The sequence below is a fragment of the Myxococcaceae bacterium JPH2 genome, from assembly GCA_016458225.1.
Classification (GTDB): Bacteria; Myxococcota; Myxococcia; order Myxococcales; family Myxococcaceae; genus Citreicoccus.
The window spans coordinates 76,954-92,925 of record JAEMGR010000018.1; the positions used below are offsets into that span (position 1 = coordinate 76,954).

At 68.4% G+C, this 15,972-nt stretch carries 1 protein-coding gene (only partly in view); it reads left to right on the forward strand.

Every position in this 15,972-nt window falls within one protein-coding gene, locus tag JGU66_25470, for an IPT/TIG domain-containing protein (GenBank protein ID MBJ6764138.1), read on the forward strand. The gene is 29,031 nt long; 12,734 of those nucleotides lie to the left of the window and 325 to its right, leaving coding positions 12,735–28,706 in view, spanning codon 4,245 (partial) through codon 9,569 (partial); the first codon wholly inside the window starts at position 2. Both the start codon and the stop codon lie outside the window.

Genomic DNA, 15,972 nt, shown 5'->3' on the forward strand with positions numbered 1-15,972 from the left:
GCGCGCGGGTGCGCACGGCGTCTTCGCCGTGGATGCGCGAGGTGACCGCTTGCTCGCGGCGGCCGCGGCCAGTGGTCTGCGCTCGTTCGACATCTCAGTGGAGGCATTCCCGGTTCACGAGGTCTCCACGCCGCCGGGAGCGCAGTCCGTGGCGGTCTGGGGCGACCGGGCGGTGCTCGGGACGGGCACGCGTGACGCGGACTTCCGCGTGGGCGCGGGCACTCTGCAGGTGTGGTCCATGTCGGGCGCACCCGTGCCCGTGGGGGCCATGCCTCAGTCCATCGCGGCGCAGCGCGTGCGGATGCTGGGTGATGTGGCAGTGGTGGCGGCGGGCGCCGAGGGACTGGTGCTGGTGGACGTGTCGTCCGAGGTTCCGGTTCGCCTGGCCTCGGTGGACGTGAAGGGTTTTGCCGCGGACGTGCGGCTCGCCGGGCGAGTGGCCTATGTGGCGGCGGGGAGCGCGGGCGTCGCGGTGGTGGATCTCAGCGACCTGCTCGACCCGAAGCTGCTCTACCACGTCGCTGGAAATGACGGGGGGGACGCTCGGGCCGTGGCCCTGGGTGGGGGCCGCCTCGTGAGCATGCGCGAGCGTGGGGCGCGGGGCTGGGCCCTGGAGTTCGGAGACGCATCTGAGCTGTCCGTGGTGGGGGCCAGCGTGGCCGAGGGAGAGCGAGTCCCGAGGTCCTTGGCGTCCGTCACCGTCTTCCTGTCCGCGGCGTTCGATGCCGCCACGGCGCCGGGAGCCTTCTCGCTGACGGCCAATGGCATCCCTGTCGCAGGGCCGCCTCCCGAGGTCGGAGGCGAAGGAGACCTTCGCAGCACGATGGTGTTCCGGCCGTCGCAGCCGTTGCCCGCGGGCGCGGTGATGCGTCTGTCCGTGTCGAAGGCCCTCAAGACGCCCGCTGGGGTCGCGCTCATCGCGCCGTTCTCGGTGTCCTTCATCGCCGCGGCGGACATGGGGGATGCACCGGTGATTTCGCAGGTGGTCCCTCGCGTGGGCCCCGTCGTGGGCGGCCAGCGGGTGCAGGTGCTGGGCAGCCATTTCACCTCGGACTCGACGGTGTGGATGGGCGGGTTGCCGGCGCAGGTGTGGGCTTCGTCGTCCACGCGCCTCGAGGTGGTGACGCCGCCGGGTGTGGTGGGCCTGGCGGATGTCGAGGTCCGGCAAGACACGTCCGCACTGGTGGCTCGGCGTTCGGGTGGGTACCTGTATGTCGCGCCGCTGCGCGCAACCGAGGCCACGCCGCGCTTCCTCAACCCGAGGGGCGGCAGCACCGTGAGCGTCGTGGGCGACGGCTTCCTGCCGGCCTGGGCGGATCCACTGGGGGCCACGCGCGTGCTCGTGCGAGGCCTGCCCGCCTCGGATGTGCAGGTGACGTCCTTCCACTCGCTGACCGCGGTGGCGCCGGCTGGCTCGTTCGGTGCGGCCGAGGTGACCGTGGTGGCGCCCGATGGGCTGTCGCGCGCGAGCGCGTCGAGCAAGGTGGGCTACGGCTTGCCCTTCTCGGGAGAGGAGCGCGCGGTGGCGACGGCGCCTCAGGCGCTGGTGGCCAATCCCGCGCAGCCGCTCCAGGTGTTCGCGGCGGCGGGTGCGAGTGGAAACGGGAACCGCTTCGCGCAGGACTACGTCGGCCCCATCACCAAGCAGGGGACGATTCAGGAGTCGTACCGCGCGCTCGTGCTGGATGCGACCCGGGCTGGGGCTCCGCGCACGTCGGGCGCTCAAGTGGTGGATCCGCCGGATGCGCTCGTTGATCGCTTCTTCGCGGTGCGCATGCGCTACGTGAACGACACCGCGTTGCCGGACATCGAAGTGATGCCGGACTCGCTGGATGTCGCCGCGCGCGATGGCCGGCTGTATGTGGCCAACGGGCAGAGTGGCTTGACGGTGCTCGACGCGACCGACACGCGAGGCTTGCCACTGCTGGGGCGGGCCGCGCTCAACACGAGCGGAAGCGGCGAGACGATGTCGGCCACTCGCGTACTCCCCACGCCGACCGGAGCCTGGGTGCTCGGCACGGAGATGCACAAGGCCATGAACGAGCAGTGTCCTGGCTCGCTGCGCGCATATGGCGAGGCGGGTTCCGTCGCGCTCTTTGACGCACGTGTGCCTCAGGACCCGGTGCTCGTCGGTTCATTGGGTATGCTCCCGGATGTCTTCGGCGCGACGGTCGCCGAGGGGCGTGCGTTCGTGGTGACGGGATCGCACCAGGGCCTCTATTACTGCCCGCCGGATTCGGGGGACCCGCGCGATCTGCCTCCGCCTCCCGAGACTTCGATCACGGGCCATGGCGCGGGAGACCAGGCGCTTCCCCATGTGGGCGGGACGTCGACGGGGCAGTTGCTTGTCTATGGCTCGGCGCGGCCTGGGGCGGCGTTGGTGGGACAGCTTCCGCTTCCCTATGTCCTGACGGATGTCGTCGTGGTGCGAGGCGTGGCCATCGTGGCCGCCGCTGATTTCGGCCTGTTGTTCGTGAACGTGGCGGATCCCGCGGTGCCCATGCTGATTCCGGGCGCGTCCATTCCGTTCGATTCGAAGCTGTCCAATGCGCCGGGGCACCCGCAGCGCCTGCGGCTCGTGGGCGACATGCTCTTCGTGGCGTCGGCCGAAGGCGGCGTGCTGTTGGTGGATGTGTCGGATCCCACGCGTCCGCAGCTGGTGAGTGGCGGCAACGTGGAGCGCGCCTGGGACGTGGTGCCCGTGCAGGACCGCTTGCTCCTGGCCAGCCGTGACCGTGTCTCCGAGCTGTCCGTGCCGTTCCTGTACGTGACGGGCTTTGCCCCGGAGCGGCAGGCGGCGGTGCCTCCTGAGAGCGTGGCGCTGACGGTGCGCTTCAATCGAGCGCTGGCGACCTCGGGCGTGACGTCGCGCAACGTCCGGCTGCTGGGGCCGGGGGGCGAGGACGTGCCAGTGGTGTTGGAGGTCGTGGACTCGGTGCTGACTGTGCGCGCGAGCGGCGCGCTGAGCCCGAGTCAGGACTACCACCTGTCCGTGGACTCCACCGTGACGGACCAGCGCGGAGGGGCCTTGCTCGTCCCGTTCCGTCTGGACTTCCGGACCGCGGCGGCGAACAGCCACGTGCCGAAGCCGGTGGCGGTCTCGCGTGCCACGGCGGACCTCGCGGGAGGCACGAGCCTCACCGTGACGGGAGAGGGCTTCACGGGCACGGCCCATGTGTGGGTGGGGGGAGCCGCCGCGACGTTCGATGTCCTGTCCGATACGGAGCTGCGTGTGACTGTGCCCGCGGCGACGCTCGCGGGGCCTGCGGACCTGACCGTGGAGAACGGTGGCGGTCCCACGGGCACGCTGCCGTCCGCGGTGCTGTACCTGGACTCGCTCGCCGGGGCGCTGGTGACGCTGACCCCGGACCATGGCCCAGTGGAGGGGGGCACGCGGGTGACGGTGTCTCTGTCCGGAGCACGCGCGCTCGCTCCGGGGTCGAAGGTGTTTGTCGGCGACGCGCCGGCGGTGGACGTGGACATCCGAGACCTCTCGTCGTTGCGCTTCACGACGCCCGCGGTGGACGGCGCGGCGCTGGTCCCCGTGAGGGTGCAGCGGCCCGATGAGGCGCCGGTCCAGGTCGGGCTCTTCTCGTATGACATGCCCGTGGGGACCGCGCTGTCCCTGCCGGGCTTCCCGCCACGCGTGGCCTCCGAGATTCGACTGCGTGGGGACACGTTGTACGCGGGCGTGTCGACCCCGGGGTTCGCCGGGCTGGAGATCTTCGATGTGAAGGTCGAGGAGCGCCCCTTGCGACTGGGTGGGGTGCTCAGCCAGACGCCGGTTCGAGGCATCGATGTGTCGGGCTCGGTTGCGTTCCTGGCGACGGATGCGCTGGGGCTCTCGGTGGTGGACGCTTCTGACCCCGCGTTCCCCTTCGTGGCGGATCACGCGACCACATTCGGGTGGGCGACTGGAGTCCGAGTCGTGGGGGCGGAGGCATTCGTCAGCGTGACGGATCCGCAGGCGGGCCCGGGTGCCATCCAGGTCTTCCAAGCGAGCGGGCCACGCTTGTCCACGCCGACTTCGGTCCCGCTGGACGCGGATGCGCTCGCGCTCGACGTGGGACCAGGCCGGCTCTACGCGCTCACCTCGCAGGTGGCGAACGGCACGGGCTCGGGTTTGTCGCTGACGGTGTACGACCGACTGGGGACCCGCTTGGGCAGTACGACGGTGCTGAGTGGCTCTCGAAGCTATGAGCAGCTTGTCGCGAGCCGGCTGTTGGTCCGTGGCGGACAGGCCTTCGTCACGGTGGGGACGAAGGTCCATGTCTTCGATTTGCGCGATGAGAGCCATCCTCGGTTGCTTCAGGCGACGGACCTGGGGGCGCCGGTGACGGGTTTGACGGAGGTGGGCGGCTCGTTGTTCGCGGCGACGTCCGGAAGCTCGACGCTCATCGAGGTTCCTCCCACGGAGCTGTTGGCCGTGGATGTGACTCCTGCCGAGGGCGCCGTCGTCCCGGTGGGAACTTCGATTCAAGTTCGCTTCACGTTGCCGGTGGCCGTGAGCTCGGTGACGCCCTCCACGTTCTTTGTGCGTGCTCGCAGCGGGGGCTCGTGGCGAGACGTCGCGGGAGCGCTCGATGTCGTGTACTCGGTACGGGGCTCGACCGTGCTTTTCACCCCGGCCCCGAACAGCCTCAATGAGGGGGACGAGATCCAGGTGTCCGTGACGTCGGGGGTGCACGCCTTCGACACACGGCCGCTGGCGGTGCCAGTGTCGGTGCATTTCATGCTCGCTCCTGACGGGGCGCTTCAGCCCGTGTTGGGTGCGTTGACCCCTGCCTCGGGGCTGGCGAACGCCAGCACGGTGGTTCGATTGACCGGCGCGGGCTTCCGCGCTGCCGCTGGCGCCACGCCCGGGACGCGCGTCCTGGTGGGTGGTCAGGAAGCCTCGGTTGCGTGGATTGCGCGGGACACCCTGGACGTGACGGTGCCGCCGTCGCTGGGTGCCGCTGCCGGGCCCGCGCGCGTGGAAGTCATCGATGGCCCCTCTGGCTTGAGCGCCTCGCGGCTGGGTGGCTTCCTGTACCGAGATCCGTTGCGCTTGCAGGTGGTGTCGCCGACGCAGTCGCCGCAGCAGGGCGGGGGCGGCATCACACTCACAGGCAAGGGCTTCCATCCGGGCATGTCCGTCTCGTTCGGCGATACCCCCTCGTTCGAAGTGCGTGTGCTGTCCATGGATCAGGCGGTGGCGCGAGTGCCACCGCACACGGCGGGGTTGGTGGATGTGACGGTGGCCACGGCAGGGCAGTCGTTCACGCTGCCTCAGTCTTTCTTGTACGGCGCGGGTGCGGTCGCGCGACTGCCCACGTTGCCCGTGGCGCACGTCCTCGTGGACAACGGTGTGGCCTATGCGGCGTTGGGCGGTGCGTCGGCCATCGTTGGTGAAGATGGGACGGTCTACGAGGCCTCTCGCGCTACCGATGAGGGCGGATTGCTCATCGCTCGGTTGAACGAGCTGCCCACGCTGCGTGAGGAGAAGACGCTGCGCTTCCCTGCGACGGGCGGTGGGCGACGGCTCGCGAAGGCGGGCAGCACGCTCTACATGGCGGCGGGCCCAGCGGGCCTCAAGCGATGGGATGTCTCGCTGCCCGCGGCGCCGGTGGAGCAGCCGGCGATCGCGACGACTGGCTCGGCGACGGACGTGGTGGTGCAAGACCGGCTCCTGTTCGTCGCGGACTCGGCCGGGGTGTCTCAGTATCGGCTCGGTGAGACCGAGGCCCCGTTGCCGGTGGGCTCGCGGGCGGTGGTGGGTGGCGCCACGGCGCTCGCGCTCCAGGGCACCTATTTGCTCGTCGCGGACGGAAACGTGGCGGCGCCGCGGCTGCATGTGTTGGACGCGACCCGAGGCGATCTGCCGGAGGTGGGGACGGGGTTCCCGTTGTCCGCGCCCGCCCAGCACATCGTGGTGAACGGTTCACGCGCCTTCGCGTCGCTCGGCCGTGTGCGGCAGGTGGCGATCGTGGAGCTGGCGGATCCGCTGAATCCTGCCCCGGCGGGGAGCCTGGTGTTGAGCGATCCTCAGGGTCGCACTTGGATGTCCGCCGAGCAGACGTGGGTGAGTGGCGGGGTCGCCTACGTGGCCGCGGGTGGTGGGAAGGTTCAGCGCTTCGCGGTTCCCGTGGGGCAGTCTCCGACTTCGCTGGAGCGGGCGTGGGTGATGGGCGACGCGCGGACCCTGGCGTTCGCGGATGACCACCTCCTCGTGGGCACGTTGTTCCTGGATGTGGCTGGACAGGCCGTGGAGCTGCCGCTCCAGCACGAGTCGTCGCGCTTGGGTGTTCTGGCGGGTGCGCTGGCCGCGGTGGCGATGGACCACCTGGAGTTGGTGGGGACGAGCCCGGCGCAGGGGGAGCGGGTGGCGGTCGGGGCCGCGATGCGTCTGCGGTTGACGGCGTTCCCGGACATGACCACCGCGGAGTCGGTCACGCTTGTCCCAGAGGACGGTGTGGCGACGCCGGTTCGGGTTGCGCGGCGCGCAGTCGCGACGACGGAGGGCGCGGACCTCCTGCTGGAGCCTTATGTGCCGCTCCTCAGTGGCACGCGCTACCGCCTGCATGTGGGCAAGGACCTCGCGGACGTGGCGGGCGGGAAGCTCGGGGTGGATGTGGACATCCGCTTCAGCACGGCTTCCACCGCGAGCGCCGAGCGCCCGCGCATCACCGGAGTGACTCCTGGATACGGCCTGGAGGCGGGAGGGGACACCGTCCTCATTCAGGGCGAGCGGTTCGTGGAGGGGTGCCTGGTGTCCATCGGTGGCACCCCGGCTCTGCAGCGGACCGTCGCCCCGGATGGACGCTCTATCTCGGTGAAGGTGCCTCCGGGTGTGGCGGGTCCGGCGGCGGTCCGCGTGGAGAACGTGGGCGGACTGTCGGACGTGAAGCTTGGGGCGTATCGCTACTTGGTTGCGCCGAGCCTCACGGGCGTGTCACCCACGTCTGCCCCCTTCAACAGTCAGGCGTATGTCGAGCTGACGGGCCAGGGCCTGTTCTCGGATTCGTTGGTGACGTTCGGGGGCCTGCCCGCCACCGAGGTCCGCTTGCTGTCCTCGACCACCCTGCGGGTGCGAGTGCCGGATGGAATCACGGGCGCCGCGGATGTGCGGATCGCGACGCCCGCGCCTGGCGGTCCCGTCGGGGCGGCCTGGAGCGGCGCGTTCATGTTCACGCTGCAGTCTCGGGGACCCTTTGGCTCGGGCGCCGAGGCGATGGCTCGCGTGGGCAATGCGTTGCTGGTCGCGAAGGCGGGGCAGCTCACGGCGCTCGACTTGTCCGTGGCGGAGGTCCCGTACGAACTGGGACAGGTCTCGGGAGTGACCCAAGCCACGGCGCTGCGCGTGAGCGGCGACGAGGCGTTCCTGGCGGGCGCGGGGGTGGTGGTCCGCTACACGCTGGGCTCCTGTGGAATGGGGCCCCGAGTGCCCTGCGCGCCACAGCAGCAGGAGAGCATCTTCCTGTCTCCTTCCGATGTGACGCCCACGGCGATTGTCGCCACCCCGGGCGCGGCCTACGTGGCCATGGGCGGAGGCAACGAACTGGCGTTGCTCGGCCGCGTGGATGGCGTGCTCCGCGTGGTCTCGCGTGCCTATGTGCTGGGGGGCAACATCCGCGCGATGGAGCGGATCCGCGGGGGATTGGCCATCCTCGTGGATGAGGGCACGACGTCTCGACTCGAGATTCGCAGCTTCGACGATGCCCAGTTGGAGCTGTTGGGACAGCTGGGTGGATTGCCCGCGCCGGCCTACTCGATGGCGGCGGATGGCAATCGGTTGTTGCTGGGCTTGGGCGCAGGGGCTCGGCTGGTGGATGCGACGGAGCTTGACGCTCCCGAATTGGTGGGGGCGTGGGAGTCGGGCACCGCGTGGAACGACGCGTTGTCGGTGTCTCTGTTCGGGCCCTGGGCCTGGGTGGGAGGCCGTCAGCGGCTGTCGTGGGTGGATACCACCCAGGGGCTGGTGGAGCGCACGTGGGCGCCCGCGCTGGGCGTCGAGGGGCAGCACGTCGCGGTGGTGGCGGGCGTGGCGGTGGCGGCGAACGCCACCAGCATGAAGGTGTATCACCTGCCGTATCCCGTGACGGTGGGAGCCCAGCCGGCTCCCGGCGGTGTGGTCGCGCCCGAAGGCACGCTGTCCGTGACGGTGTCTTCGTTGCTCTCTCAGGCGCAGGCCGAGGCGAGCACCGTGCTCGTGAAGTCCTTCGTCGGGAACGTGCCCGTGGCGGGAGCGCCAGCGAACTCAGGGTTCACGCTGGGCTTCAAGCCGTCACCGTCGCTCGACGTGGGGCAGCGCTACACGGTCGAAGCAACGCTCGCGCCCACCGACATTCGCGGTGGCGTGCTGGCGGGGCCGTGGCGCTACTCCGTGCTTGGCGGCGCGGCTGAGACCCAGATGCAGGTCGCCTCGCTGACGCCCGACCACGGAGACGTGGCCGGAGGCGCCCTGGTGGACATCTCGGGGACGCATCTGGAGTCCGTGTCGGAGGTGCGCTTCGGGGGAGTGCCCGCTGTGCTGCTCCAGCCCGCGACCGCGTCGCTGGTTCGGGTCCGTGCTCCGGCGGCCATGGGGGCGGGACCGGTGACGGTGGAGTTGCGCTCGGCGTCCGGTGAGCGGGTGCTCGTGGAGGGCGGCTTCGTCTACGTGGCGCCGCTGGCGGTGACCGCGGTGTCCCCGTCGAAGGTGTCTCAAGATGGAGGCTGGGTGACCCTGACGGGAACCGGTTTCACGCGAGGCATCGTCGTGACGGTGGATGGCGGACAGGTGCTGAGCAACGCCCTGAGCGCGACCGAGTTGCGCGTCTTTGTTCCGGCCGGTCCGTTGGGGTTCGTCACCCTCAAGCTCACGCAGCCCGGTGGTGCGGCGGTGGAGTTGGTGGGGTCCGTGCAGCGCGCGGACACCCGTCCACCGCGGGTGGTGGCGTGGGATCCGGCGCAGTTGGAGGGTGGGCAGAACCTGCCGCTCACCAGCAGATTCACGGTCCGGTTCGATGAGCCCATCGATGCGGCGAGCGCCGCTCAGGCCAAGCTGTGGCGTGGCACGATTGCCGAGCCGGCGACCGTGACCGTGTCCGCGGATGGCATGGGCCTGACGCTGGTGCCCTCGGCCTCGTTGCTGTCCACCACTCAGTATGTGCTGAGCGTGCAGGGCATCCGAGACCTGAACGGGAACACCGTCACCGAGGGAGGCACCGCGTCGTTCCGGACGGTGGACGTCACCAGTCCGGTGGTGACCCTGGTGGTGAAGAACTCGGGTCGTCCCGTCGAGATGGGCGATTTGTTCACGGCCCAGATTGAGTGGTTGCTCGAGGTTCGGATGACGGATGACTCGGGCGGCATTGGCCCGAGGGCGTTGAGCGTGGATGGTGTGCCATTGGTCGGGAACGGCGGCGTCTTCACGTACACGTGGTCCGCGGACAAGGTGGGCAAGACGTCGCAGTTGCTCGCGCGCGCGGAAGACGGGTCCGGAAACTCGGCCGAGGTGCAGGTGACGGTGCAGATCGTGAACGACGTCCCGCCGACGGTGACGTTCACGCAGCCCACGGTTGCGGCGCTCACGCTGGAGGAAGGCTCGACGCTGGACGTGGGGGTCTCCGCCACGGACAACACGAAGCTCAGCGCGATGGAGCTGCGCCTGGACGGTGCCTCCATCAAGCGCGATGCCTCGCTGACGACGGCGAGTGGAACGCTGACGCATCGCGTGCGCATGCCCCGGATGGTGTCGGGCGCGGAGGCCCACGTGCTGACCGCGTCGGCGACGGACGAAGGCGGCCTGACGGGCAGCGCGGTTCCGGTGGCGCTCACCGTGACGCCGGATGTCACGCCTCCCGTGGTGTCGGTCCTGGCACCCGCGGATGGAACGCGCGTGATCTCAGGTTCGATGTTGGACCTGCGCGTGAACGCCACGGATACCAACCCGGTCCGCTCAGTGCGCTTCGAAGTCGATGGCGTACCGGTGGCGACGCTGACGAGTTCTCCGTGGACCGTTCGGTGGCACGCGCCGGTCGTCACGGCGGATCGCAACGTGGTGGTGACGGTGAGCGCGCTGGATGAGCGCGGAAACATGGGGACGGCGACCTCGCGGCTCACGATCGAGCCGAGCACGGCGCCCATGTATGTCGCGTTCTCGAGCCCAGGAATGGGGAGCGAGTTCGTCGAGGGGAGTCCGGTGGTGGTGACGGTGTATCCGATCGCCCCCGCGGGAATCCGCCGCGTGCGACTGTCCATGGACACGAACGAAGTCGTCCTCACCCAGTCCCCCTGGAGCTACACCTTCGTGGCTCCCACCGTGGGGCCCGAGGGCGGCGCGGCCATGCTGCGCGCGGTGGTCGAGGACCAGGGCGGCGTGGAGAGTGCCCCCGCGACGCTGCAGATCCGCGTGCGTGACAGCGGAACGGTGGCTCCGGTCGTGACCCTGACGAGTGACCCCGAGGGGCCGGTGTTCACGGGCGGCTCACAGATCTCCGTGGTCGCGTCCGCGACGACGGGAGCCTCTGTCTCGCCGCGTGTCCAGGTGAACGGAGCCGACAGCGCTGTGACGTCGGGTCGAGCCGTACTGCCGCTGGGCCCCGAGGGCGCGAGCGTTCGAGTCTCCGCCGATGCCTCGGGTCTGGGAGGAAATGCCACCGCCGAGTCGACGGGCGTGCTGGCTGTATTCGCGGCGGGCGCTGCGGTGCAACTCCCGCTGGAGGGGCCAGAGGCCGTCTCGGATATGGCGCTCACTGGAGAGCAGTTGTGGGTCCTGCGTGACAACGGGGGCGGACTCAGTCGCGTCGAGGCGCATGTCCGCGCGGATGGGACCTTGCTCTCGTCGCGGTCGCTGGACGGCGGCGCGGCGGCGTTGGCGACGCGAGGAGACCAGGTCGCGGTGGCGCTGCGGGTCGCGGGCGCTGGTGAACTGGACCTGCTGCCGTCCGATCTGTCGACGCTGATCCGGATTCCGCTGCGCCGCGAGCCTTCCGCGTTGGCCGCCTTCCGAGGTGGCTGGCTCGTGGGCTCGGACGAAGGAGTCGAAGTTCGTGATGCGGCGGGTGCATTGCAGGCGCGCGTCGCTCTCGGCCCCGTGAAGGGGCTCTCCGTCCAGGGCGAGAGGCTGTACGTCCTGGCAGGGGCTCAGCTGTCCGTGATTGACCTGGCAGTGCCTCCGGCGCCCGAGGTGGTTGCCTCGGTCAACGTGACGGATGCGGTCGCGGTGACCGCACAGGGGGCCGACCGAGTCTGCGTCGCGGGCACGTCGGTGGCGTGCTTCACAGTGAGCGGGAGTGTGCTGGCGCCTTCAGGAACGAAGACGCTGTCGGCGCCGGCTGTCTCGGTGCGAGCGATCGGTGCCTGGCTGCTGGTGGGGACGGACACGGGCCTGACGGTGCTGGATGCCCGCTTCGAGCCTCGGGTCGCGGGCCAGTATCCCGAAGTGCAGGGCCGAGTGGTGGCCACGGGTGGAGGGGTGTTCGCGGCTCGCGGTGCGACGGTGTCGCGTCTGGGATTGGCGCGAGACCCGGGATTGCCGCAGCTCACGTTGTCGGCGCCGAGTACGGCCGCGCCCGGAACGCGGTTGGCATTGGCCACGACCTGGGTGGATGAGGACGAGCCGCTCAATGCGTACACTGCGGAGTTGCTCGTCGATGGGCGCGTGGTGGAGGTGCTCGACAGTCGTCTGCCGAGCACAGTGGATCTGCCTCGGATTGGAACGTCCACGCAGCTCACGCTGCGCGTCCGTGACCTGGCCGGGAACGTGGTGACGGCGCAGCGCACCGTGTCCTTGGTGGATGACGGGGCGGGGCCCGTGCTGCTGGGGCTCGGGTTGCCCAGCTCGGTCTTGGAAGGAACGGAGTTCCAGGTTCGCCTCTTGGCGAAGGACCCAGCCCGAGTTGCCGCAGTCGAGGTGACGGTCTCGGGTCAGTCTCCGGTCACGTTCAACGCGCCCACGTGGGCGGGAGTCCTGCGGGCTCCGATGGTCTCGTCGAGCGGGTCTGTCACGGTGGCTGCGGTGGCCGTGGACGCGCAGGGGCGCAGGGGGCCGGCAGTCCAAGCGCAGATCCAGGTGGTGGACGACACGGGGGCAGCGCCTCAGGTGTCGACCTTGGAGCGGCAGGGCACAGGTCCCATCTTGGAGGGGGCGCGTGTGAGCGTGCTGGCCACGACGGCGCCCGCCGCCGTCCGCGAAGTGCGCTTCCTCGTGGACCACGTCGAGCAGCAACGCGTGACGGGAGCCCCCTACGTGGCATCGCTGCTGATGCCGACGGGGACGGGGTCTCGGGATGTCGTGGTGGAGGCCGTGGCGGTGGATCTGCAGGGCCGGGAGTCCGCTCCGGTCTCGCTGTCTCTCATCGTGGTGGATGACACCTCGGAGCCGAGTCTGTCTCTCTCCGTGGAGCCGGCTGAGGGGCGCGTTGCCGCGGGCTCGCTGTTGTCGGCGACAGTGACGGCGTCCGATGCGGGCGGTGTGCTGCACGTCGAGCAAACCCTGACCCAGGGCGGCTCGGTGGTTACGACGGGTGGGGCGGTGATTCGCTACACGGTGCCCGAGGCGACGCCGATGGGCACGCTGTTGGAGTTGGTCGCTCAGGTGACTGACCGGATGGGCAACGTCACGACCAAGACGGTGAAGTGGGAAGTGATTGCCCCCGTGCTCTCCTCGACAGGACAACTCTTCACATCCTCGTTTGAAGGAGCCGAGCAACTCGTGGTGCAAGGCGACCGCGTCTACGTCCGGACGGCGACGGGATTCACGATTGGTGCCCTGACGCGAGGCGATCCGGTATCCCTCGTGGAGCTGGGACGATTCGTGACGCCGAACCGGCCGCTCTCCATGGCGGTGACGGGTGACACCGTTGTTTTGGCCTACGGAACCGGAGGCGTGGACATCGTGAATGCCACGGACCCGACTGCGCCCGTGGTCGCGAGCCACCTGGACAACGCCTTTGGTGTCGTGGCTGCCTTTGGGGATTCGGTCTATGCGTCGATGCTGACCCCGAACTATGTCGCGGTATTGGACTTGTCCGATCTCGAGCACCCTCTCGTTAACTTTCCCTACGGAGGGACCGCGGTGTTGGTGGGGGCCTCGGTCGATGGAGCGATGCAGAAGTCCGGTAATGGGTTGTATGTCCCGGCTCGTACAACGCTGACCGCGAGTGGCAGTAACGGCGGGTCAACTTCATGGGTTGAACTCGATGAGAACATCGTGTCCGCGGAGAGAGACAGCGGTCGTGTTGTGATTGCTACAAGCAAGGCAATTCGAGTGCACGCTCTGCAAGCCGGAACATTCTTGTCGTCGGCTCCGATGATTGCCGCGCCGCGTGCACTTCGCGTCGTCAACGGCATGGCGTATGTGCTGGGCACGGACGGCCGTATGCGCATCGTCGATGTCCGCGAGCCCAGTGCTGCAACTGTGGTGGCATCAGAGCTGGTTGATGGGGCGGACGTTGCGGTCTCAGGTGGAGTCCTCCTGATCGCGTCTCGATCGGGAGTTGAGGCTCGACGACTGGTTCACGGTACGGCGTCGCCGACGTCGACCCCCTCTGCGACCATGACATTCTCGGATGTCCCAATGGGCCTCTCGGATTACCGAGGGGGTGTCGTGGTTGCCGCCGGGAGCGCGGGTTTCCGATACCTGGATTCCACATCACCGACGCGATTTGTCGAGCGGTCGCAACTGACAGGATTCTCGGGTCGGCAAATCGAGCGAATGGGGAATGATCTCTATTACCTGCTCGGAAACAGAATTGAGTGGAACTATGAGCAGGAGGGCGGGGGGCTCTCGCTGAACATGTCGGGTTGGTACAGAAACTACTGGCTGGCCCAGATGGGAGCGGTCACGCGTTTCTCGGTCGCCAAGGGGCGTCTCTGGGCGATGAATGGCGGAAGGATTTCCACTTTGGCCCTGCCCGATGGGGTCGGAGTGCCCTCGATGCTGATGTCGAGTGGCGCGGTGGATATCTCGGGGGATGACATTCACGCTGCTGTGGCCCATGGCGCAGGAGGCTGGAGTTTGCTGGGAGCCGATGCCTCGGGCAGCATGCGCAGGCTGGCGACCTATGCTGGCGTCGCTGTGAGTGCGGTCGCGCTGCGAGGCGAATTGGCCGTGACGGCCAACGCTACGTCGGTCACGTCATGGAGCATCAGCGATTCATCTGCGACGCAGCGGGTGACTGTGTCCACTGCGGGCCCCGTTGTTCGGGCTCGCCTCTACGGGCGCCTCGCTGTCCTGAGCGAGGCAGACAGGGGTGTGCAGGTATTTGACTTCACGCAAGTCGATGCCCCACGTCTGGTGGCTGAGTACCCTGCGGGGCGCGCAGATGATGCGATCCTGAGCGGGGACGACATCGTCGTGGCGGATGCAATTCACGGCGTGAGACGATTCACGCTGCCTCGTGTGAGCACTGCGCCGTCAGTCAGTATCACGCTGCCTGTGGCCGGGGCAGAACTGCGCCCTGGTGACAAGTTCGTTGTGTTGGGTGAGTCGTCCGGTGTCGATGTGGAGAGCCTTGACTTGCTGATTGATGGCAAGCTCGTGGGGGCAATCTATGACCGTGAGCTGCGCATCATTCATCAAGTGCCAGCGGACGCGAGCCCAGGGACTGAGTTGTCCGTGCAGCTTCTCGCGAGAAGCTCGAACGGGAGGACGGCTCTGTCGCCACCCGCACGAGTCACTATTGCTCCTCTCGTGGGTGTCGCAGCGCCCATCAGCCTGAACGTTTCCAACGGGACGACCTATCACTCCGGCCAGTTCCTGGAACTCGCGGTGGGGCACAATAACTTCGTTAGCCCGGCACAGATTGCGCTGCGGTTTGGTTCTCGACTGGTAGGAACTGTGACTCCGCAGCCAGGTGCGTCTTGGACGAACGTTGTGGTTCGGATGCCTGCATTGGGGACCGCAACCACCGACACATTGTCCGCGGAGCTTGTGGATGGCGTCGGACGAATGGTTCGGTCTCAGGTAACGGTCACCGTCCAGCCGCCTCCTGTATTCACGAGCCCACCGGGAGGCTTGCCTACGCAGCTACGCGCATTGCCTTATGTGAATCGTATCAATACGTCCTACTGGTGGTCTCAAGGGCCATACGCGTATTCTCTGCGAGTGAATGGGGCGGTTGTCGCAACGCAAGACATCCCGTATGCGAACTACTACAGCTATCCACTGCTCTACGACCTGCGCATCCCCGAGGCACAGGTAGGCCAGAGCGTGACGTTGTCCCTGGAGGTAAAGGATCCGCTCGGACGAGCGCTGACCTCGACGCAGACCTACACCGTGCTCCCGGCGAGCGACAGCGCACCGAGTCTTGCAACTACCTCCGGGACGTCGAAGGGGGCAGAACCGGCAGCCTTGGGCCGCTCGGAGTCTCCGTTGCCCGAGTCCGTGGGTGCCTCGCGCGCGATGCCTTCGGTGTCACTGGATGCAATCGACTATCTGGTTGTCGGACGCCCCATCCCGCTATCTGCCGGCTGGTCGAGTCTGGACATTCCGCTCGCTTGGGCGGAGTTCCGTGTCGACGGTGATGTGATTCCAGGAGGCCGCTTCGAGGCGCCGTCGCAGACGGCAGTTCAGGTGCCCTACACGGCCACGACGACGGGATCGGCACGGCTCGAGGTCGAGGTCATGGATCGCTTGGGCGGGCGGGTGAGCGTGTTCCGACAGGTGGAGCGCTTGCCGACGGGCTCGGGCGCCTCGTGTGAGCTGCCCATTCCGCTGAAGCTCGGAGAGACGTCAGTCCCGGTCACGGGAGTCTCGGATTCGCCCAGCTGCTACGCGGGCATGGCGGGCGCGTGGTTGTCGTTGCCGTTCGACGGAGCGGTCGAGAGCCTCTCGTTCTCCTCTTCGGATGTCGCGTTCGCCCAGGATGGCTGTGGGGCCGTGCCTCTGGCGTGTCAGTCGGGAGTGCAGACCGTGGGACCGCTGTCGGCGGGGGCTCGCCTCTTCGTGCGGCGTGCGCACCAAGGCAGTGACACCCCGCGAGTCACCCTCCAGCAGGCGCGACTCGG